Source organism: Sphingobacterium sp. UBA7249 (genome assembly GCF_002472835.1).
Taxonomy (GTDB): Bacteria; Bacteroidota; Bacteroidia; order Sphingobacteriales; family Sphingobacteriaceae; genus Sphingobacterium; species Sphingobacterium prati.
The window spans coordinates 59,896-83,799 of record NZ_DKST01000004.1; the positions used below are offsets into that span (position 1 = coordinate 59,896).

The window sequence follows — 23,904 nt, forward strand, 5'->3', positions numbered from 1 at the left end:
GTCGCATGAAAAATAATTTTGAAAACTTTAGTAAGAGAAATAATGGGAAATTTTATTGTGAAGTATGGAGGTATATTGACGGTGTTTTTTTTATTGAATACGACACTATCGTGTGCGCAAAAGAGATCCGAGCTGACCATGTGGTATGACCGCCCCGCTGATTCAACGATCTGGGAACAAGCCTTGCCACTTGGAAATGGAAGAATGGGAGCCATGGTTTATGGCATTCCGTCTTGTGAAAAAATACAGCTCAACGAAGAGACCATATGGGCTGGCGGGCCTTATCGCAATGATAATAAGAAGAGTGGGACTGCTTTAAAAACGATTCAGAGCGATATTTTCGCGGGAAGATTAGCCGAGGCCGATAAACTCGCAAACCAAACTTTTTTTACAAAAACACATGGCATGCCCTATCAAACTGGGGGAAACATCCTATTAAGATTTCCAGGACATGAACAGTATCAAAACTATTATCGCGCACTTGATCTCGAGCGTGCTATCTCCTTGACACGGTATACAGTAAATGGAGTCACCTTCACACGCGAAATGTTTGTCTCCTTTGCCGATGATGTCATCGTGATGCAGATAACATCAAGTAAAAAAGGACAAATTAATTGTGAATTAAGCTATGATAATGAATCGCAACACCGTATTTTTAAAAGTGGTCATTCGCTGGTCTTGGAAGGAAAGGGTAGTGATCACGAGGGGATCGCTGGTCAAATTGTTTATCAAACACATACAGCCATACAAAATACAGATGGACTAGTAGATGTTTCGGATAAAAAAATTGATGTGAAGGGAGCAACTCGGATGCGTATTTATATCTCGATGGCGACCAATTTTAAACATTACAATCTACTGGGTGCTGATCCATTCAAGCAAGCTGCGGACCGACTGTATAAGGCAATGTCTGCTCATTATCCATCTTCACTAAAACGCCATACAGGGATTTACGCTAGGCAATTCCAACGCTTTAAGCTTCGGCTTGGAGAAGGAACGAATCAAGTGGACCAGCCCTTGCAAGCCCGTATAGCTAACTTTACAAAAACACAAGATCCTGAACTTGTGGCTCTGCTAGCACAATTCGGACGTTATTTGCTGATCTGTTCGTCACAACCTGGAGGACAACCCGCCAATTTACAAGGGATATGGAATAGCTCCATGTCACCAGCTTGGGATAGTAAATACACCATCAATATAAATACAGAGATGAACTATTGGCCCGCGGATGTCACGAATCTTTCGCATACGCAGTACCCCTTATTTGAGATGATCAAGGAGCTCAGTGAAAGCGGAAAAGAGACAGCTCAAACGATGTACAATGCTAGGGGGTGGGTTGCACATCACAATACGGATATATGGCGTGTGACGAGCCCGATTGATTTTGCGGCGGCTGGAATGTGGCCCAGTGGCGGATTATGGCTATCACAGCATCTTTGGGAACATTATCTGTTTAGTGGAGACAAAATATTTCTAAAACAAGTTTATCCCGTTATGAAAGGGGCTAGCGAATTTCTACTTTCGGCACTTATCCAACATCCAGCCTATTCAGACAAAGACTGGTTGGTGCTTAGCCCCTCAATATCACCGGAGCAAGGACCTTTGTCTGCAGGTGTGACTATGGATAATCAGCTCTGTTTTGATATGTTGACCCGTACGGCTAAGGCGGCAGAAATCCTGGGAGTCGACGGTCTTTTCAAAGATAGTTTGTTGATGACGGCAAAACGTATTCCACCCATGCAAATTGGCAGATATGGTCAATTGCAGGAGTGGCTTGAGGACTTGGACGATCCCCAGAATCAGCATAGGCACGTCTCACATTTATATGGTTTGTTCCCTGGTAATCAGATTTCTCCCATTCGTACACCTGAATTGTTTGAGGCTGCGCGCAACTCATTAATGTACCGCGGTGATTTTGCAACAGGATGGTCTATCGGTTGGAAAATCAATTTGTGGGCACGCTTATTGGATGGAAACCATGCCTATGAAATCATTCAAAAAATGCTGACGATAGCAGATCAAAATCATCCTGAAGGAAGAACCTATCCGAATATGTTTACTGCTCATCCTCCCTTTCAGATTGACGGTAATTTTGGATTGACGGCGGGCGTAGCGGAAATGTTGGTTCAAAGTCACGATGGTGCTATACACCTGTTGCCGGCCATTCCTAATCGCTGGAAGAAAGGCGCTGTACAAGGGATAAAGGCTCGTGGCGGTTTTGAGATCGAACTCTGTTGGGAAAATGGCCGTATAAAAAAGGTTATTGTGTCTTCATCACTGGGTGGAAACTTGCGATTAAGAACAGCATCAGCACTGCGAGGAAAGGGGTTGCAAACGGTTAATAAAGTACAGTCTAACCCTTTGTTAGTTCCAGCAAAAACGCCCGCAGCCATGATTTCGCCGGACGCAAATTTGAAAGGAAACAATTTGCAGAGCTATCATGAATATGACGTGCCTACTGTGCCTGGAGGAAAGTATACTTTTAGTGGTCTATAGAATTAATCCTATTATTTAACCTGATCAACAACTTAACAATGAAAATTATCGTGCTCGCTCTATCTTTTTTTGCCTTGTTTACAAGCGCTTCAGCGCAACAGGCGAAAAACCCGATCATTTTTGCTGATGTACCTGATATGTCGATGATACGTGTTGGCGATACCTATTATATGAGTAGTACAACCATGCATATGAATCCCGGACTTCCGATTATGAAATCAAAAGATCTAGTTAATTGGACATTGGTAAATTATGCGTATAACATTTTGGCAGATACCGATGAACTAAATCTGTCGCAGCATAAAAATGCATATGGACATGGCTCATGGGCGAGTAGCTTACGTTTCCATGATGGTAAATACTATATCAGTACATTTTCCGCAAATACAGGAAAAACTCATATCTACACGACGAGAGATATAGAAAATGGTCCTTGGGAAGCAAAAGAATTTACGCCAATGCTGCACGATCATAGCATATTCTTTGAGAATGGGAAAACCTATATACTGTGGGGCGGGGGGCGTTTACATATGGCCGAGTTGGCACCAGATTTTTCAGGTATAAAACCCGGGACGGAGCGGATACTGATCGAAGATGCTTCCTTGCCAAGTCTGCCCAAAGACGGAAAGATGGGCCTACCTGCCGAAGGATCACAGTTGTTTAAGATAAATGGTATGTATTATCTTTTTAATATTTCTTGGCCACAGGGAGGGATGCGTACGGTTATCGTGCATCGGGCTGCCCGACTTGAAGGACCTTATGAAGGTAAGGTAGTCCTACAAGATCAAGGAGTAGCACAAGGTGGCTTGATCGATATGCCGAACGGGAAATGGTATGCTTATCTTTTTCAGGACTATGGCGCAGTTGGCCGAATCCCATTTTTGGTACCTGTCAGTTGGGAAGATGGATGGCCTATATTGGGTGTTCAAGGGAAGGTACCAGTTGAATTAAACCTCCCAGCTAACAAAGCGCTAATGCCTGGTATTGTTAATTCGGATGATTTTAACAGAAAAAAAGGACAACCAGCCTTGCCTTTGGTGTGGCAATGGAATCATAATGCTGATCCTGATCTATGGTCAGTAACCGAACGCAAAGGCTTCTTGCGATTGAAAACAGGGAAACTTTCGGATGACTTTTTACAAGCCAAGAACACACTGACACAACGAACTATTGGTCCTACCTGCAGTGGCTCTATTGCTATTGATGTGTCGGAGATGAAAGATGGTGATTTTGCAGGTTTGTCGTTGTTGCAAAAAAACTATGGCCTCCTTGGGGTTCGTATGGAAGGAAACAACAAATCACTGGTTATGGTCAATGCGACTACGGGAATTCCGGAAGAGGTAGCCAAGATCAGCCTGAAGGAGCAACGTATATTTCTTAAGGCGAGTTGTGATTTTACAAATAGAAGAGACATTGCCGAATTTTTTTACAGTATCGACGGACGCGATTGGACTGCCATAGGCACCCCGTTAAAAATGAGCTACACGATACCTCATTTTATGGGGTATCGGTTTGGACTTTTTAACTATGCTAGCAAAGCAGCTGGCGGTTATGTTGATATTGATTATTTCCATATTGCTACAAATTAATACGATATGAGACGACAATTTTTTACGTTGGTAATTTTCTGGTTTCTGATCATATTGTCTGTAAAGACAAATGTATTAAGGGCCCAGAATCCAATTGTACAAACAGCATATACGGCGGATCCCGCCCCTATGGTGTATAATAATCGCCTGTATCTCTACACGACACAAGACGAAGAAGAGTCCACTTGGTTTAACATGAACAATTGGCGTGTTTATTCAACCGATGATATGGTTAATTGGACCGATCATGGTGCGATTTTGTCCTATTCTGATTTTGAGTGGGCAAAAGGTGACGCTTGGGCGGCGCAATGTGTGGAGAAAAATGGTAAATTTTACTTATATGTACCTGTTATTTCCAAATTGAACAATCGGGGAGCAATTGGTGTAGCAGTAGCAGACAGCCCGCTGGGACCATTTTATGATCCATTGGGAAAACCGCTTGTACAAAGCGAGGCGGGAGATATTGATCCGACCGTATTTGTCGATGATGACGGACAAGCCCATATGTACTGGGGTAATCCAAAATTGAAGTATGTAAAACTCAATGCAGATATGATTTCGTATCAGGACGATATTGTGGAAGTTCCTATGACGGCAGCATCGTTTGGCAAAAGAGAAGGAGATCCCAAACGACCATCTACTTATGAGGAGGGGCCGTGGTTGTACAAAAGAAATAACTTATATTACCTTTTTTGGCCAGGCGGTCCTTTACCTGAATTTATTGGTTATTCGACCAGTAAAAAAGCAGAGGGTCCATGGAAATATGGTGGTGTGGTCATGCCTGCGGAAGGCAAGGCTTTTACCAATCATCCCGGTGTGGTCGACTTTAAGGGAAAGAACTATTTCTTTTACCACAACGGAGCTTTGCCGGGAGGAGGAGGTTTCACGCGCTCGGTCGCTGTACAGGAATTGAAGTTTAATCCTGACGGTAGTATCCTCCCAATGAAAATGACAACAGGGATTACCGGAGCACTTAAAACTGTGAATCCCTATAGCCTTATACAGGCTGAAACAATATCTTGGTCTGAACATGTTAAATCTTTCCAAAATAATAAAGTAGGCGTTTTTATTAAAGCGCTCAAAAACGGCGCATATACAAGCATAAAAAACGTTGATTTTGGCGACAAGGGTGCGATGAACTTCTTTGCGCGGGTAGGCACTACACACAATGGTGGTATCAGCATGGAGGTGAGGTCAAATGCAGTTGATGGACCTATTCTAGCTACAATCCAAGTCCCGATGACAGGCGGTGATGACAGATGGACGACAGTAGACAAACAATTGTCCAATAAAGTGACGGGAGTCCACGATTTATATTTTGTTTTTAAAGGTAAGGTACCTTCCAATATTCTATTTTTTGATTGCTGGAAATTTGGTGGCTTGGGTGTTTCCAACCTAGGCGGAGAGACAATGTCAGATTAAACATTGATCAGGGAAGCCAAATTCTCGCTTGGCAATAAAATACCCTTGATAGACTAATAGTGACTTATCATCGTGCAGAATCAATCAAAGGTTAAACATCCCAAAGCGGTATGCTATATCTGGCAATAACCCCGAAGAGTGTAATCTGATAAATAACGAAGGATCGTTGGCGGATTCATTTCGTGCCGACAATTGGTATGTAAATATGCATTGAATAGCAATGTAATAATAAAAACAACAATAAATCAATAAAACAGGAATAGAAGTAACTTAATTATACAATTTTATGAAGCAACTAAGTATTGTCTTTAAAAAAAGGACAATGGTATTATTCTTATCCTTTACAGGAATTTTGATGACGACAACGGCAACTGGGCAGCAACAAAATGTCGTGAAGGATGTTAGTAAAGGTTTCGTACATCAATCTATTGGAAATCCTTATTTACCACTTTGGGAGCATCTTCCAGATGGCGAACCCCGAGTTTTTGAAGATCCAGACCTGCCCGGAAAATACCGTGCCTATATCATCGGCTCACATGACTTGCGTTTTACAAGTTACTGTGGACCTGATATCAGAATGTGGTCAGCACCGATAGAAGACCTGACGAGCTGGCGCGATGAGGGAGCTATTTTTACTTATCCAATGGATGGTAAATGGGATGTCATGTATGCACCGGATCTTGTGGAGGTCAAACGAAAAGATGGAAAAAAAGAATATTACTTGTTTCCACACAGTAGAGGCGAGCATCGCGAAGCCATGGTCGTCAAAGGAGATCGGCCGAATGGTCCGTTTAAACCGGTAAATCTGACTGCAGATGGCAAACGTACCTTGCCAGGAAGTATCTTGGGATTCGATCCGGCAGTTTACATTGAATATATTACTGATCCGAAAGATCCTGATTTTGAAATAGGCTTTCGCGCTTACGGCTTCTGGGGATTCCAACGGTCAATGGCAGCTCAGTTGGATCAAAAAACAATGTATTCACTAAGGCCTGGAACTGAAATTATCAATTATCTTTTGCCAGCGAGTGCGCGTTATGGAGAATTACGTGATCCTAAAGGAACGTTGTATCCTGCCATCTTCCAAGGAGAAGACCTAGGGACGTTCAATTTTTTTGAAGCATCGTCCATCCGAAAGGTGGGAAATAAATACGTCACGGTCTACAGTGGATATTCTGGCCCTGAATATGGGGTCAGTAGCTCCAATTCAACCCTAAGGTATGCAGTGGCAGACTCACCTCTAGGACCATGGAAAAGCGGAGGTGTCTTAGTCGACTCACGGGCCCCAGTATTGAATCGTGATGGATCGGCTATCGAGACCACAAATGCTGGCCATAATACGCATGGTAGTATAGAACTAATTAATGGACAATGGTATGTATTTTATCATCGCCCACCACGAGGATTTGGTTTTGCCCGGCAGGCAGTAGTTGAGCCCATCAAAATAGAATGGGATGAAAAAGCAGTGAAAGATGGCGGAATGGTTTCTATCCATGCTTTCGACCCCTATCAGAAAAATTTGACGATCAAAGATAAGCAAGGAAGGGAATATAAAGGTGCCGAAGTGACCTCTGAAGGATTTCATTTTTATGGTTTGAACCCATACCAATATTATTCTGCAGGATACGCCTGCTATCTATCTGATATAAGCTTACAGCAAGACTCATGGGATGTCTGGGATAACCATATGCCGGTGACAAATATGAAAAATGGAAATATTGTAGGGTTTAAATATTTTGGATTTGGAGGGTTGAATCAGGATAAATTTGGATTGAAGGCTTTTAGCGGAAGTAAACAAGGAAATAATACGACATTCAATTTATTTATTACCCCAAAAACCCAAGCCGCATTTAAAGTTAATGTTTGGCTGGATGGTCCCTGGGATAATGATACCTGGAAAGGCACAAAGATAGCCCAAATCTCCATTCCAGAAAATGCTAAGTCTGCTGTGACACAGTTTACAGTTGATGTATCAAAATACGTCGATCATCTGGATCGAAAACATGCTCTTTATCTTGTGGCTGAAGGTGAAGATGGCTCAGCTCTTTTTGATTTTATCGGATTGGGATTTAGTTCGAAAGAACAAAGAATTGAGCGTCCAGTTTCACCTACAGTGGAGATTACTGTAAACGGTAAAAAACTGTCATTACCTTCAATACCGGTTAGATCCACGGATGAGAATGGCCTAGTTGGTTATAATACTTATGAGGTTGTTTCTCCTATTGACGCAAAAGACAAAAAAATTCCTGTTGTAAGAGCATCGGCTGACAACGCTGAGGTTAAGATTATGGTCAAACAGGCGAGTTCGTTGACAGATCATGCTCAGGTTAATTGTATTTACAAAGGCCAAACGAAGAGTTATCTGGTGAAATACATATTAAATTGAACCAATCGGCAATAACGCGCTTTTTCAACTGGCGGGCATAGAAAGGGCAGCAGAATATAAAAGATTGGTGTCAGGTACGGGTGTTAGGGGGGGCTGGCAATATACGTCATTTCCAAATATGAGCTGGATGATGCAACTACCGATAAAATCATTGGATATTGAATCCAGACATAATTATTAAAAAAAATAAACTATGAACATAGTAACAACAATCGTTTTGACCGTAACAACGTTATTAGGAGTTACGTGTGCGCGAGCAAATATACAGGATCTGGAACATGCTCCTGACTCCATATGTTTGAAAGAAGCTTTCGAGGATAAGTTTTTTATTGGTACAGCCCTCAATCTTGATCAGATCTGGGAGCAAAATACCAAAGCTGTTGCAGTAGTCAAAAAACAATTCAATTCCATTGTTGCTGAAAACTGTATGAAAAGTATGTTTCTTCAACCCAAAGAAGGCGAGTTTTATTTTAAGGATGCTGATCGGTTCGTAGAGTTTGGTAAAAAAAATAAGATGCAAATTATTGGTCATACATTGATTTGGCATTCACAGACACCGGCCTGGTTTTTTATCGATAAAGATGGGAAGGATGTTTCCCGTAACGAGCTGATTGCACGCATGCGCAATCATATAAAAACTGTTGTATCGCGATATAGAGGAAAGGTATTTGGTTGGGATGTCGTTAATGAAGCAATATTAGATAATGGAGAATGGCGTAAAAGCAAATTCTACCAGATCATCGGTCCAGAATTTATTGAATTGGCCTTCAAATTTGCTCACGAAGCTGATCCAGATGCGGAGTTATACTATAATGATTATTCAACGTCAATTCCGGCGAAGAGAAAGGGTATTATCGCGATGGTTGAGCGGGTGAAGACGGCGGGCGCATCTGTGCATGGTATCGGTATGCAGGAGCATAATGCGTTGGACAATCCATCTCTTGAAGAAGTGGAAAAGACCATTCTAGGCTTTGCTAATCTTGGGGTCCAGGTTATGGTTACCGAAATGGATGTTTCTGTGCTTCCACATGTGCGCCCAAATATGGGGGCGGAGATCAGTGAACGCCTTGATTATAGTAAAAAGATGAATCCATATGAAAAGTATTTACCTGCACGAAAAATGTCAGAATTGGGAAAGCGCTATATTGATTTTTTTAGGTTATATATCAAACACAAGGATAAAATATCCCGTGTGACTTTGTGGGGCGTTGGCGATGGCGATTCGTGGAAAAATAACTGGCCCATTTTGGGACGAACGGATTACCCCTTATTATTCGACCGTCTATACCAACCCAAGCCATTTGTAAAAGATATTATCGCATTGACTCAAAAAAAAGAGGTAAAGAAAATGAGCAGAAGTAGATATTTATACCCTAATGACTACATGGCTGACCCTTCGACCCATGTTTTCAAAAACAAAATCTATATTTATCCATCGCATGATCGGGAAAGTGGCATAAAAGCTAACGATAATGGAGATCATTTCGATATGCAGGATTATCATGTTTTTTCGATGGATGATGTCGATGCTGAGGTTAATAATCATGGTAAGGTGTTGGATATAAAAGATATACCGTGGGCTGGTAGGCAGCTTTGGGCTTCGGATGTGACCGAGAAAGATGGCAAGTATTATATGTATTTCTCTCTTAAAGACAAAAACGATATTTTTAGAATAGGTGTGGCAATAGCAGATCAACCCTATGGCCCTTTTATCCCTCAGGCTAACCCAATCAAAGGGAGCTACAGCATAGATCCCTGCGCATTTAAAGATGATGATGGTTCATATTATTTATATTTTGGTGGTATTTTGGGGGGACAGCTACAATTTTATAGAAACAATAAAATTGTTTCGCCAACATCATTACCGCATGTAGATGAGGCGGCATTGAGCCCAAAGGTTGCTAAGATGTCCGAAGATATGTTAGAATTCTCGGAGCAGCCTAAGGATCTTGTTATTTTGGATAAAAATGGAGAGCCATTAAAACATGGAGATAATGGAAAACGATTTTTTGAAGCTTCCTGGATGCATAAGTATGGGGGGAAATATTATTTTTCCTATTCTACAGGAGATAGCCATTTGATCTGTTATGCGATTGGGGATAATCCATATGGTCCATTTACTTACCAAGGTGTCATATTATCTCCTGTAGTAGGTTGGACTACTCACCATAGTATCTTACAATTCAAAGGCAAATGGTATCTTTTTTATCATGATTCAGCGCCATCGGGCGGAAAGACATGGCTAAGGAGCATGAAAGTCACCGAACTTGAATATGATGAAAATGGAAGGATAAAGCAAATTAATGGCTTGTCTTCCTAGCTCATTTTCAAAAGAAGGCTGAGGTAGCTTTAGACATTTTTCCAGGTTCTTGATTTAGTCAAATAGGTGTACGTTGCGATTACCGGCATTTTTCTCCTTCAAAACTTTTAGAGCTGTGGAAGCATAGCTAAGGAGGTCGTCAAAGCGTAGGGACAAATCGTTTCGGTAAAGACTATCTTTCTCAGGGCCACAGTGTTTTATTGCTTTTTTTGATTCATAGAATTAGTTTACCAATAGAAATGGAGCGAGTATTTTACTTGGGCAAATAGAAACAGATTTAGTTTTTTTTGTAGAAATAATAAATTATTCTTTCCTATTTAGAATTTAAATGTTAAATTGACACTAATTATTTGTTTTTATAGCTTACTTTATCTGTGAACATGAAAAGTTAAGTGTTAAAACAGGTGTAAATTATAACCAAATTTAGCTAAAATGCAGATTATTTGAGATATGGAGCGGGTAGCCAATGCTGATCGGTAATGATTGAGATATGCGTTGGTGACGAAATACTTGGACGAAATGTTCTTGTGCAAAATAACGCTATTAAAATCTTCGTAGCAGCTGATTAAGAAATTATGACCCTTGTAAACTAATAAAGTCTTTTATAATGAAATTAAAATTTATAATAGGAGTTGCATTTGCGCTGAGCAACGGAATGTTATTTGGTCAAAGTAGCGTGAGATTAGAGCGCCCACACGAGAAACTGACAATAAGCCGGCATATTTATGGACATTTTGCCGAACATTTGGGACGCTGTATTTATGATGGTTTTTATGTGGGTGAGAAAAATGATTCTATTCCTCATAAAAACGGTGTACGGACTGACGTTATTGAAGCCTTAAAGAAGCTGAATATACCGAATCTCCGCTGGCCTGGAGGATGCTTTGCTGACACCTATCACTGGAAGGATGGTGTGGGACCTAAGGCACAACGTCCTTCCATGGTGAATAGCTGGTGGGGTGGGGTAACGGAGGATAATACTTTCGGTACCCATGATTTTCTCAATATGTGTGAATTGTTGGGTGCAGAACCGTACTTGGCCGGTAATGTAGGAAGTGGTGAGGTTCAGGAACTGACGGATTGGGTCCAATATGTGAACTTTTCGGGTAAAAGCCCAATGTCGGATTGGAGACGAAAAAATGGGCGGGATGAACCATGGAAGGTTAAGTTTTGGGGTGTAGGAAACGAAGCTTGGGGCTGTGGTGGGAATATGACTGCCGACTATTACACGGACATCTACAGAAAATATGCCACCTTTATGTCTGATTGGACCAATGGTGGTGGCTTGTATCGTATCGCCTCTGGAGCCAATAGTGCTGATTATAATTGGACTGAAACGTTAATGAAGAAAATTCCGAGTAGCTTGATGAAGGGAATGGGGCTGCATCACTATGCTGTGATTAATTGGGATAAAAAGGGTTCTGCTGTAAATTATTCGGAGGAGGAATATTTCAAAACCATGAAGTCGGCCTGGTTTATGAATGAGCTGGTGGAAAAGAATATCACTATCATGGACAAATATGATCCGAAAGGGAATGTCGATTTGATCGTGGACGAATGGGGTGGTTGGTATGAAGTTGAACCGGGTACAAATCCAGGTTTTTTGTATCAACAAAATACCATGCGTGATGCCATGATAGCTGGAATGACGTTAAATATTTTTAATAATCATGCACGCAGGGTCAAAATGGCGAATTTGGCGCAAGCAGTAAATGTACTGCAAGCTGTTGTTCTGACTGAAGGTAAAAAGATGATTTTGACACCTACCTACCATGTAATGGAGATGTATAAAGTGCATCAGGATGCAAAATTAATTCCCATAACGCTGCAATCAACAGATTTTGAATTGAACAACGAAAAAATTCCGGCGGTATCTGTCTCGGCTTCCCAAGATGCGGAGGGACGTACACATATCTCTTTGGTCAATATTGATCCGAAAAAGAAAAATAAGGTACGTGTGGATCTGGCTTCGTTGAAGGCTTCAAAAGTCAGCGGGCGTATACTCACTTCAGATAATCTGAGGGATTACAATTCATTCAAAATGCCAGCAAAAATCGCTCCTGCTGTGTATAAAGATGCGAAGTTATTAAATGGCGCTGTCGAGGTCGATATTCCTGCATTTTCGGTAATTGTACTGGAGCTAATATAAATTGTAAAATAAACCTTAAACGGATGAAAAAAGTAGTGTCAATGACGCTGTTGCTTGCGACTCTAGGTACTTGGGCCGTGGCTCAGTCCCCGATTGAATTAAATATCCAATTGGATCAGGCCAGTGGCAAAATATCACCGCATATGTGGGGGGTATTTTTTGAAGATATCAACCTTGGAGCAGATGGGGGAATCTATGCGGAACTGGTTAAAAATAGATCTTTTGAATTTGATCAACCTTGGATGGGTTGGAAAAAGCTGGATAATGCGGGCGAGGGGACTTATTTACTGCTGAATGATGGTCAACGCAAAGGAAATAAACGTTATTTAAGACTAAATAATGTGTCGAATTTAAAATTAGGATTGCAAAATGAGGGTTTTCGTGGTATGGGAGTAAAGGACGGGGAAGAATATGAATTCTCATTGCAGTACCGTAGTCCCAATGCGAACATGAAAATCCACGTAGAGGTGTTGGATGAACAGGATAAGGTGATTGGATCGGCTGTATTGCCATTGGCTTTGTCAGCTAATTGGTCTGAGGGGGCCATCAAATTTCCCGTGACCTCAACAACAGCGAAAGCTAAGTTAAATGTTTGGTTTAGTGGTGCAGGAGTGCTCGATGTCGATATGCTATCGTTATTTCCGAAGGATACATGGAAAGGACGATCCAAAGGATTACGTAAAGATATGGTGCAAATGCTGGCAGACATGAAACCTGGATTTATTCGTTTTCCGGGTGGCTGTATTGTAGAAGGGAGGGACTTGGCTAACAGATTTCAATGGAAAAAAACTGTCGGTCCGATAAATGAGCGGGAGTTAATCATTAACCGTTGGAATACCGAATTTAAGCATCGGTTGACCCCGGATTATTTCCAGACTTTTGGTCTAGGATTTTACGAATACTTCTTGTTGTCCGAGGATATTGGTGCAGCACCGGTGCCAATTCTTAATTGCGGCATGGCCTGTCAGTTTAATACAGGAGAGCTGGTTCCGCTGGAACAGCTGGATGAATATGTACAGGATGCGTTGGACCTGATTGAATTTGCAAATGGATCGGCCGATACAAAGTGGGGCAAATTACGCGCAGAAATGGGGCATCCGGAGTCATTCAACTTGAAGATGATCGGTGTGGGTAATGAAAATTGGGGACCACAGTACATTGAACGGCTCGCAGTATTTAAAAAAGCCCTGAATGAGAAGCATCCTGAAATTGCAATCATCGCAAGTTCGGGAACAGATCCTGAGGGAGATCGTTTTGATTTTCTGAATAATAAGCTCAGAGCTATGAATATCAATATCATAGATGAACATTATTATCGTCCACCATCCTGGTTTTTATCGAGCGCGAGCCGTTATGATCATTATGACCGAAAAGGCGCAAAGATTTTTGCAGGAGAATATGCTTCTCATACAACTCGACCCAATGGTCCGGGTAAAAGTACCTGGGAAGCTGCGCTGTCAGAGGCTGCATTCATGACTGGCTTAGAGCGAAATGGTGATGTGGTTGAAATGGCCTCTTATGCACCTTTATTTGGACATGTTGATGGCTGGCAATGGTCTCCCGATTTAATCTGGGTTGATAATTTACAGGTATACGGAACGCCGAGCTACCAAGTCCAGAAATTATATTCTACCAATAAAGGTTCGGAAATTATTCCCATCACCCGTGCCGGGCAGCCGGTCGCCGGGAAGGATAGTCTATACGCTTCTGCGGTATATGACCAAAAGCTAGGTCACTTGATAGTCAAACTCATTAATTATAATAGTAAACCTGTAGAGGTTAGTTTTGATATTGCTAGCAGGAAGAAACTTGCAAACATTGGGGAGAAGATAATCTTAGCGGGAAAAGACTTGAATGGGAGTAATAGTATTGAAGAACCATTGAATATTCAACCCAAACAGGAACCGATTACTTTTAAAGGGAAGAAACTTACCGATAGATTAGCGCCATATTCGTTTACACTGATCAAGCTACAAGTCCGGTAAAAGGCTCATCCAAGAGAATAAAGTAGTGTTGATGGGGTAGCGCGGATTAATATCGCTCTGAGGTAGCCTAATTGAAATAGGCTGATCAAGTGTATTACTAATTAAAAAGTATTTTTGACATGAAGAAACGAATTATTGTCACTGGAATATTATTGTTACTATTTTCGGGCCTGTCCGCTCAGGAACTCAAGGTGTCTGGTCCTGATGGAAAATTGGAAGTAGATCTATCCTTGGATCAAGGTAGACTTTATTATCGAATTCATCTTGAGGGGCAGGAGATGTTAGCGAAGTCGCCCCTGGGATTAAAAGGCGAAAATGTTGACCTGTTCAGTAACATGAGTTTGGTGGATTCCAATACAAAAAATATTGATGAGCACTATGAAGAACCCAAGATTAAACGTCGCCAAGTGCATTACAAGGCAAATGAATTGCAATGTACTTTGGAAAATGACCTAAAACAAAAGCTCATTGTTATCTTTCGGGTCAGTAATAATGATATTGCTTTTCGGTATGGTATTCCGCAGACCGGCGAACCTGCTAACTTAACGGTCAGGGAGGAAATAACTGGTTTCAAATTTCCGGAAATAACAACAACATTCCTCACACCGCAAGCTTCACCAATGATCGGCTGGAAGAAGACAAAACCGAGCTACGAAGAATCATATGTGCCAGACGAAGCGATGGGAACTGCTTCCAAATATGGGCTGGGGTATACCTTTCCCGCATTATTTCATATCGGTAGCCGGGGTTGGATTCTGCTATCGGAGACGGGAGTGAATGCCAGTTATTGTGGTGCCAAACTCAGTGAGGGAACGAAGCAGGGATTGTACAAGATTGCTTTTCCTGAAATAGGAGAGAATAATGGGATTGGTGCAGCAAACCCCACACTATCTTTGCCGGGCTATACGCCATGGCGAACGCTGACAGTAGGTAGCTCTCTAAAGCCGATTGTCGAAACGACGATCCCATTTGATGTCGTCGAAGCGCAATATACAGCGACGAAATCCTATAATTTTGGCCGAGCGACATGGAGCTGGTTGGAGTGGCAGGATGAAAGCATCAATTTTAATGATCAGAAAAAGTTTATTGATTTATCGGCGTCAATGGGCTATGAATTTGTTTTGGTTGACAATTGGTGGGATGAGCGCATAGGAAAGGTTAAGATCGAAGAGCTGGCAAACTATGGACGTGAAAAAGGGGTGGGGCTTTGCCTATGGTACAATTCCAATGGCTATTGGAACGATGCCCCGCAGACACCCAAAAACAAGATGAATAGTAGCGCCGCGCGAAAAAGAGAAATGGCTTGGATGCAATCTATTGGTATCAAGGGTATAAAAGTGGATTTCTTTGGTGGAGATAAACAGGAAACGCTAAAGTTATATGAAGATATCCTTGCGGACGCAAATGCATATGGCTTGGCAGTGATTTTTCACGGCTGTACCTTACCCCGTGGTTGGGAACGTATGTATCCTAATTTTGTAGGAAGCGAAGCTGTGTTGGCCTCTGAGAATCTGATTTTTACACAGCATGCCAATGATATGGAGGCTTTTAACGCTACGCTGCATCCTTTTATCCGTAATGCAGTAGCTGCAATGGATTTTGGGCCGGTGCTGCTCAATAAACGCCATAATAGGGAAAATAATGGTGGTACCACGCGCAAGACAACCGAAACATTTCAGCTGGCGACGGCGATACTATTTCAGACTCCCGTGCAGAATTTTGGCCTAACACCAAATAATCTGTTGGATATGCCCAAACATGTTATTGATTTTATGAAGCAGGTGCCGACAACATGGGATGAGACGGTGTTTGTGGATGGCTATCCTGGAAAATACGTGGTATTGGCCAGACGGAAAAATCAGCAATGGTATATTGCAGCAATTAATGCGGAAGCGAAAACAAAAGAAATTGACATAAATTTGCCAATGCTTTCCGGTAAATCCATACAATTGATAAGCGATACAAAAGAACGTGAATCCGTACAAAAAATGATAAATCTCAAAAGAGAAAAAACGATCAGACTGACTTTACAGCCAAATGCTGGAGCATTGTTGTTTGGAGAATAGCAGTTTTTTATTTTTTTTGCTTTTTTTTGTCGAACTATGAAGAAATTGTTGATTGTACTTGCCTTTCTTTCGCCATGGTTGGTTGTAGGGCAAGCAAGTCGCCCTTATTTTTTTTCACTTCAGGATGGATTGACAAATCAACAAGTGTTGGATATCGTGCATGACGATGATGGTTTCATGTGGGTAGCAACAGAACTTGGACTCAACCGTTTTGCGGGTAAAGCCTTTAAATCTTACTATGCCTCAGAAAAACAAGATGGGCTCTCCGTCAACAGCAACGAAATCAATACATTACTTTATGACGATCGAAAGCTATATATCGGTACACGATCGAATGGATTGAATGTACTCGATTTAACGACGAATAGATTTACCTACTATTTACATAATCCGACCGACGCAAAGTCCATAGCTACAAATGATATCACAGCTATGCTTAAGGCAAGGGATGGAAAGCTGTGGTTAGCGACTTATCATCAGGGATTGCAGCACTTTGATCCGATAAAAAAAGAATTTAGCCATTTAAATAAAAAGAATTTACCTGGATTTCCTGAAAACAGTATATGGTCACTCGCGGAAGATCAAAAAGGAATGTTGTACGTAGGACACGTCAAAGAGGGATTAACGATACTGGATCCAATTCGTCGATCGGTAAAAAGATTCACGCATCAAAATACCGCTGGTGAATTACCGGACAATGAGGTTAAAGCCTTACATTGTGATCGTTTTAATAATATCTGGATCGGTACCCGCAAAGGACTTGCGGTTTACCATAGGTCGAGCAGCCGGATCATGCGTATTCCTTTGGCTGGATCATCAAAAAATGGAAATGAGCCCTTTGTTTACGCAATTAAAGAAATAGGAGATACCATTTGGATAGGAGGAGAATCGTCTCAGCTCTTTGCTTTACAAGCTACCTATGGATATGATAGACGGATTGAGGGCGTTAAGCAACTGCAGGTTTTTGATCTAGGAAAAGGAAATAATGCAATGGTGCAGGATATCGCCGCAGATAGATTTGGTAATATTTGGTTGTCGGTATATGGTGGCGGTGTGGGTGTTATCAGTCATATTAGACCTTTTTTTAATGTTTTTCCATCAGCTGGACTTCTTTCAGATCGGTTGGCAACAGTGAGTAATATAATCGTAGGCAATAATGAGGCGGTTTGGTTGGCAACTGAAGGATCTGGAATTGTGGAGATCGACAGAGATGGCGATTTGCTCAGACAGATGACTCAGAAGAATGGAAGCCCTGAGGATTTTATATTGACAGCGTTTAAGGATCATAATCAACATATTTGGTTAGGTTTGCGAAAAGGGGGAATAGCAGTCTGCTATGCTAGATCGGCAAAATGGCATGAAATTGACCTGGGGGAGCCTGTGTCCGAGGTGCGGGCTATTTATGAAGATCATCGTGGAGCAATTTGGATTGCTGCATACCAAGGTTTATTTATCTACGATCCGTTTACCCATAGCGTTCAAAAATTGTTAATCAACAATCCTATGCTAGGAGACTATGCCCCTAGAGCGTTGGTGGAAGATGGACAGCACAATATGTGGGTAGGGACGTATGGGCAAGGACTCTACGTATATAATGGCAACCGAAAATTGATTCGGAAAATGGATAACGGAAATGGGTTGCGCAACAATACCATTAATCATTTGATGCGTGACAAAAACAATGATATCTGGATTGCGACAAATCAAGGAATGGCATTGCAGGAAGCGAGAAAAAAAATCGGGGACCTGATAATTTTAATGCCTCCAGGTGATGACGCTTGGTTGTTTGTCAATGGGCTCTCGGAAGATCAAAATGGCCATATTTGGTGTTCTACCAAATCAGGTATGTTACGCTATCTACCCAAAGAAAAGCGTTTTCTTCAGTATGACCAATCATTTGGTTTACCACTCGGGGGCTTTATCAATGGAAGTGTGGGGCAAGATCTAAAAGGTCGGTTGTTTTTTGGGATGCAAGATGGAATATGCTATTTTGACCCGAATGAAATCCCATCAAATCTACCGACATCTCCGTTGCGCGTCAGTCGATTTATTGTCTTTCGATCTGGAGAGTCAAATACACAGGAGGACAAATATCCCTCAGAATTCAATGAGATTAGGCTTGCACATGATGAAAATAGTTTTCGGATCGAGCTTGCGGTAATGGATTATGCGTTAGACGGACTGGTCGAATTCGGTTATCAATTGCAGGGACTAAATAATGACTGGATTTTTCTCGGTAACGAGACCAATCTTGACTTTCGAAATATTCCGTACGGCGATCATGAGCTGTTGATCCGTACACGTTTAAAAAATGGATCTTGGTCGCAGACATATCAGCGTTTGCTGATCAAAATCACACCACCTTTTTACCTGAGTCTGACCGCAAAGATCGCTTATCTACTGATCTTTTTGCTGATTATTTCTACGCTCATTTTCTTTTATATCAAAAGAATGAAAGCAGAATCTGAATTGAAACTCAAAGAGCGGCAGCACCGCCAAGATGAACAGTTGCATAGCGAGCGAATGAATTTCTATACGCACATCACCCATGAGCTTCGAACGCCATTGACACTGATACTTGGTCCTCTTGACGATCTTTCTCATGAGGAAGAATTATCTCCAAAAAATAAAGGATTAGTACATACCGTTCAGAAAAGTGCCAATAGACTTTTTACATTGGTCAATCAACTTTTGGAGTTTAGAAAAGTCGAATCGCAGTTTAAACCGCTTGTACTTGAACCGGGCACATTGAGTGAAATGCTCAGGGATATCTTGGAAAAGTATATGACCTTAAATAATAAGCCCAAGGTTCAGCTGCTGTCTGATCTGCCCCAAACAGATATCCGCACGTTATTCGATGGTGAAATTGTTCAGTTGATCGTAGATAATCTACTGTCGAATGCGTATAAATATACCGATGCTGGGTATATCAAATTAAGCCTGGTGTATGAGGAGTCAAATTTGGTCAATTGGGCAATATTGTCGGTTGAAGATACAGGTTGTGGTATTCCAGCAAAAGAGATTGATCGAATTTTCGATAAGTTCTACCAAATTCCAAAGGGGGGAGTGCATGGTACTGGGATAGGTTTGGCGTTGGTAAAAGACCTAACGGTGATTCATCAGGGAAAGATAGAAATTAGTAGTACCGAAGGTTTGGGAACGAAAATATCGGTACGATTTTTAGCAAATAAAGTCGCTCCTGAAAGCGGGACTGAAACAGATTTGGTGATAGAAACGGAAAATAAGGAAACAGAGCATGGTCGTCCGCTGATCCTTTTGGTCGAGGATGATAGGGATTTACGTGAATATTTAGGAAATATATTGCGCATAAATTATGATGTTTTGTTGGCCGAAAATGGTGTAGTTGGTTTAGAAATAGCGCAAAATAGCGTGCCTGATCTTTTGATCAGTGATATTATGATGCCAGATATGGACGGCTTTGTTTTGGCGGAGCGATTGAAAGCGGAGCGAGCGACAAGCCATATCCCCCTAATTTTATTGACCGCAAAGGATACGGAGTTGGATCGGCAACGGGGGTATGAACTCGGTATCGACTCCTATCTAACAAAACCGATTGGGGGAGCATTGCTGATCAAACGCATTGAGAACTTACTTCGTAAGCAGAAGGCTATGAACGGTGCTATTTTACAGAAAATAAAGGTGAATGATCCAAAAGACAGTGTAAAAGGTAAGGAAATCGAGAAAGATGAATTATGGCGCGAAAATGCCTTTGTACGGGATTTTGTGTCCATTGTCGAGCAGCATATGCAGGATGAGGTATTGGATGCGGCTACGCTGGCCGAAAGAATGAATATGAGCCAGTCTACCTTATATCGGAAACTCAAAGGAATCACAGGTAAGAATATCAATCAACTTGTGCGTAAAATACGGATACATAAAGCGGCCGAATTGCTACGATCTGGTGCATTCAATGTAACCGAAGTTTCATTTATGGTAGGAATCAATAGTGTTATTTATTTTAGACAGTGCTTCAAAGAAGAATTTGGCAAGCTTCCATCGGACTATCAAAAATCCCAGACTAAAGCCTGATCAATGTAGGATGATGTATGCTTGCTGTCGTCGCTCCGTCGAGGTAAGCATACACAAGTCTTCTATGTAAAACGCCCGTAGAAAAACTCACCCATCAAAATGAGGTAGTAATAGAAATATATGTAAATTGGAGCTTAGAAGCTGTTTTTTGACCGAAAATTATATGTTATTTGACGGATTTGTATACGGTAGGATGCTTTAAAATCCACTAAGTTTGACGGTATAATCAATTATAAATCTGGGTAGGGAAACAGCAATGCAACTGATGTAAACAATGCAAACCATAGTTTATCATCTCCACTGACTTTTCTGACCAGATTGTATTATTTACTGTTTAATTCGTATAGAAATTTATGAACAACCTAAAAATTGTTTCTTTGTATACCATGCTGAGCGTTGCGCCAACTATGTTATACGCCCAAGGGAAAATTACGGGGCAGGTCTTGAATAAAGCCAATGAACCTATCATAGGTGCAAGTGTGATTATTGAAGGCGGAGGTAGGGGGACCTCAACGGACAAATCAGGAAAATTTGAACTGAATGCCAGTAAGGGTATGCTTGTCGTATCGTTTGTCGGATATAAAACCTATAAAGCACCCTTGAATGGAACGACAAATCTGGTGATTCAGCTGGAAAGTGATGATCATGTTTTGGAAGATGTGGTGGTAGTAGGTTATGGTACACAACGAAAAGCAACTGTGACGGGATCTATTTCGGAAGTGAAAGGAAAAGACCTTGTTAAAAGTCCACAACCAAATTTGTCAAATTCGCTTGCCGGCCGCTTTTCGGGCGTGGTGATTAACAACCGCAGCGGAGAGCCTGGATATGATGGCTCGTCGATTACAGTGCGTGGGCAGGCGACTACTGGAAGCAACGATGTTTTGGTTGTTGTGGATGGTGTGCCTGGACAAATAGGCGGTTTGGAACGCCTGGATCCGAATGATATCGAAAGCGTTTCTGTGTTAAAAGATGCTTCCGCTGCTATTTATGGTAACCGCGCTGCCAACGGAGTTATTTTGGTAACCACCAAACGTGGAAAAAGTGGTAAGCCAACGATTACGTATAGTGGTAACCAGGGTTTTAGTTCACCTACAAGGCTGCCAAAAATGGCCGATGCGGTGACATACGCCATTTTACGCAATGAAATTGCCTACGGAAATAGTCCTGCTGGTGGAATGAACCAAATTTATTCAGAACAACAGCTCCAGCAATTTAGAGATGGTTCTGATCCGCTTTTGTATCCAAATACTAACTGGGCAGATGTTACTCTGAAGAAGACGGCTTTACAAAATCAGCATAATCTCTCTGTTGCCGGTGGTACTGAAGATGTACGCTATTTTATGTCTTTAGGATCTGTCTATCAGGACGGACTATACAAAAAGGGGATCACAAAATATAAACAGTATAATTTTAGAACAAATTTAGATGCTAACATCACCGATCGGTTTAAAGTCGGATTGTCTCTATCAGGGCGGCAAGAAGATCGGAAATTTCCGATTGCGTCGGCTGGCGACATCTTTCGCTCGATTTACCGTGCTTACCCTACTGTCAGTGCTTACTATCCAAATGGGCTGCCGACTCGGGGAATTGAAGGTTCTAACCCAGTGTTGATGGTAACAGATATCGGCGGAACAGTAGACAACCCAAAACAAGTTTTCAATGGTATTTTAAGAGCAAGTTACCAACTCCCATGGGTAGCAGGCTTATCGGTAGACGGTTTCCTTTCGGTGGATAAGTCAGCAAATTTTGGGAAAAATTTCAGTGTTCCCTATGTTTTAAATAATTACAATCAGGCTAAAAACACTTATGAAGAATCAATCGTGGGTGGGAATAATAACAAGGCTACTTTAACCGAATCGCATACCAATGAATCGCTGATTACAAGTAATCTTAAACTGAATTTTGACCGAAAATTCGGTGAACACGCCGTCAATGCATTTATTGGATATGAGCAAAGTAAACGACATTTGGAATATTTTGATGCACAGCGTTTTAACTATCTTTCTACTAAATTGCCCGAATTGTCACAAGGTGGATCCGCTTCCACGGATTACCTGAACTCAGGTTATAGTACGAATTATACCCGGCAAAGTATCATTAGCCGTATAGCGTATAATTATGACGAGAGATATCTGTTTGAGGGACAGCTTCGTGCGGATGGATCTTCGATTTTTCCTGAGGGTAAAAGATGGGGGTATTTCCCTTCCGTATCAGCGGGATGGCGTATTAGCAAGGAAGATTGGTTTTCAGAAAATGTAGGCTTTTTTGACGATCTGAAGATTAGGGCTTCTTACGGTACGCTGGGGAATGACAATGTCAATGGATTCCAGTATTTTGATAATTATACCCTCGTAGGGAATGGCCTGGTCGCTCTTTTAAATGACAAAAGCCAGATAAGTCCAAATGTTAAGTTGGCAAAATTGGCAAATCCAGCTATTACTTGGGAGGTATCCAAGAAGCTAGATATTGGGTTAAACGCTCAATTCTTAAAAAACTTTAGCTTAGAAGCGATCTATTTTCACCAGAAAAGATCCGATATTTTAACGACCCGTAATGCTTCTATCCCTGCAATTTCCGGTATTGTAAACCCTTACGATGCAGATCCACTCGTACCTTCTGAGAATATCGGTAAAGTGAATAGTGAGGGGGTTGAAGCGACACTAAGCTATCAAAAGGCGGGCGATTTTAGTTGGGGAGCGTCCGGTAATTTTACACTTGCCAAAAGCAAAATCATCTTTATCGATGAAGCCGGTGGTACATTGGATCATCAGCGCCAGACTGGAAGGTCGCTGGGTACGTATCTTTTATATAACGCAGTGGGTTTAAACAGAAACGCGGCAGATCTTGCGGACTCTCCTCAGGCTCCTGGTGCTCAGGTCGGCGATTTAATTTATGAAGATTACAATCAAGATGGAAAGATCACCGCTGATGATATGGTGCGAACTAAATACGGTAATATTCCGCAGATCACTTATGGTTTCAGTTTGAATGCTGCATACAAAAATTTTGATGTTGCAGTTTTGTTTGCCGGGCAGGCAAAAGTCAGTCAGTACGTGCTCCCTGAGTCCGGCACAGTGGGCAACTTTTACAGCAGTTGGGCAGATAATCGTTTTAACGAAGTGAACAACCCTAGTGGCACCTATCCAAAAGTAGCTGAACGAGCTTCTTCAGCGGTCAGTGGCGGTTTGTATAACAATACATTTTGGTTGAATAACGCATCTTTCTTGAGATTAAAAAATGTAGAAATAGGTTATACGTTTACAAGTCAAGCCTTGTCAAAACTGAAATTGGGCGGGCTTCGCTTCTATATGAATGGGTTCAATTTAGTGACGTTGACCAAAGTGAAAGACTATGATCCCGAAGGAAGTAGTGGCAGCGGCCAGTTTTACCCGCAACAACGAATCATTAATGTAGGTGTAAATTTAAAATTTTAAGAAGGAA

General features: G+C 41.6%; 10 protein-coding genes. All 10 read left to right on the top strand.

All coding sequences use genetic code 11. The features are described 5' to 3' along the window. The first annotated feature begins 42 nt into the window (after positions 1-42). Positions 43-2,496 (top strand): glycoside hydrolase family 95 protein, encoded by a 2,454-nt coding sequence (locus tag B4A24_RS02820; RefSeq protein ID WP_293942449.1) that lies wholly within the window; start codon positions 43-45, stop codon positions 2,494-2,496. 38 nt (positions 2,497-2,534) lie between these two features. Beyond that, positions 2,535-4,085 (top strand): glycoside hydrolase 43 family protein, encoded by a 1,551-nt coding sequence (locus B4A24_RS02825; protein WP_293942450.1) that lies wholly within the window; start codon positions 2,535-2,537, stop codon positions 4,083-4,085. Positions 4,086-4,091: 6 nt separating this feature from the next. Next, positions 4,092-5,507 carry a glycoside hydrolase family 43 protein gene (locus B4A24_RS02830; RefSeq protein ID WP_293942452.1) on the top strand — a complete coding sequence of 472 codons (1,416 nt, stop codon included), beginning with the start codon at positions 4,092-4,094 and terminating at the stop codon, positions 5,505-5,507. A gap of 322 nt (positions 5,508-5,829) precedes the next feature. Next, positions 5,830-7,893: a hypothetical protein gene (locus B4A24_RS02835; protein ID WP_293942454.1), complete on the top strand. Its 2,064-nt coding sequence runs from the start codon at positions 5,830-5,832 to the stop codon at positions 7,891-7,893. A 193-nt stretch (positions 7,894-8,086) separates the two neighbouring features. After that, positions 8,087-10,213, top strand: a complete 2,127-nt coding sequence (locus B4A24_RS02840) for an endo-1,4-beta-xylanase (protein WP_293942456.1) — start codon at positions 8,087-8,089, stop codon at positions 10,211-10,213. A gap of 607 nt (positions 10,214-10,820) precedes the next feature. Beyond that, positions 10,821-12,362 carry an alpha-N-arabinofuranosidase gene (locus B4A24_RS02845; RefSeq protein WP_293942458.1) on the top strand — a complete coding sequence of 514 codons (1,542 nt, stop codon included), beginning with the start codon at positions 10,821-10,823 and terminating at the stop codon, positions 12,360-12,362. Between the two features lie 23 nt (positions 12,363-12,385). After that, positions 12,386-14,347, top strand: a complete 1,962-nt coding sequence (locus B4A24_RS02850; protein WP_293942460.1) for an alpha-L-arabinofuranosidase C-terminal domain-containing protein — start codon at positions 12,386-12,388, stop codon at positions 14,345-14,347. Between the two features lie 119 nt (positions 14,348-14,466). Further along, the gene (locus tag B4A24_RS02855; protein ID WP_293942462.1) at positions 14,467-16,413 is read left to right on the top strand and encodes a glycoside hydrolase family 97 protein; all 1,947 of its coding nucleotides are present in this window, start codon (positions 14,467-14,469) and stop codon (positions 16,411-16,413) included. A 36-nt stretch (positions 16,414-16,449) separates the two neighbouring features. Then, positions 16,450-20,463, top strand: coding sequence for a hybrid sensor histidine kinase/response regulator transcription factor (locus B4A24_RS02860; protein ID WP_293942463.1), 4,014 nt, complete (start codon positions 16,450-16,452; stop codon positions 20,461-20,463). A gap of 353 nt (positions 20,464-20,816) precedes the next feature. Continuing rightward, positions 20,817-23,897 carry a SusC/RagA family TonB-linked outer membrane protein gene (locus tag B4A24_RS02865; protein ID WP_293942465.1) on the top strand — a complete coding sequence of 1,027 codons (3,081 nt, stop codon included), beginning with the start codon at positions 20,817-20,819 and terminating at the stop codon, positions 23,895-23,897. Positions 23,898-23,904: the final 7 nt, after the last annotated feature.

Coding starts and splice junctions, on each gene's coding strand:
- B4A24_RS02820 (WP_293942449.1), top strand. CDS start 43: ATGGGAAATTTTATTGTGAAGTATGGAGGTATATTGACGGTGTTTTTT.
- B4A24_RS02825 (WP_293942450.1), top strand. CDS start 2,535: ATGAAAATTATCGTGCTCGCTCTATCTTTTTTTGCCTTGTTTACAAGC.
- B4A24_RS02830 (WP_293942452.1), top strand. CDS start 4,092: ATGAGACGACAATTTTTTACGTTGGTAATTTTCTGGTTTCTGATCATA.
- B4A24_RS02835 (WP_293942454.1), top strand. CDS start 5,830: ATGGTATTATTCTTATCCTTTACAGGAATTTTGATGACGACAACGGCA.
- B4A24_RS02840 (WP_293942456.1), top strand. CDS start 8,087: ATGAACATAGTAACAACAATCGTTTTGACCGTAACAACGTTATTAGGA.
- B4A24_RS02845 (WP_293942458.1), top strand. CDS start 10,821: ATGAAATTAAAATTTATAATAGGAGTTGCATTTGCGCTGAGCAACGGA.
- B4A24_RS02850 (WP_293942460.1), top strand. CDS start 12,386: ATGAAAAAAGTAGTGTCAATGACGCTGTTGCTTGCGACTCTAGGTACT.
- B4A24_RS02855 (WP_293942462.1), top strand. CDS start 14,467: ATGAAGAAACGAATTATTGTCACTGGAATATTATTGTTACTATTTTCG.
- B4A24_RS02860 (WP_293942463.1), top strand. CDS start 16,450: ATGAAGAAATTGTTGATTGTACTTGCCTTTCTTTCGCCATGGTTGGTT.
- B4A24_RS02865 (WP_293942465.1), top strand. CDS start 20,817: ATGAACAACCTAAAAATTGTTTCTTTGTATACCATGCTGAGCGTTGCG.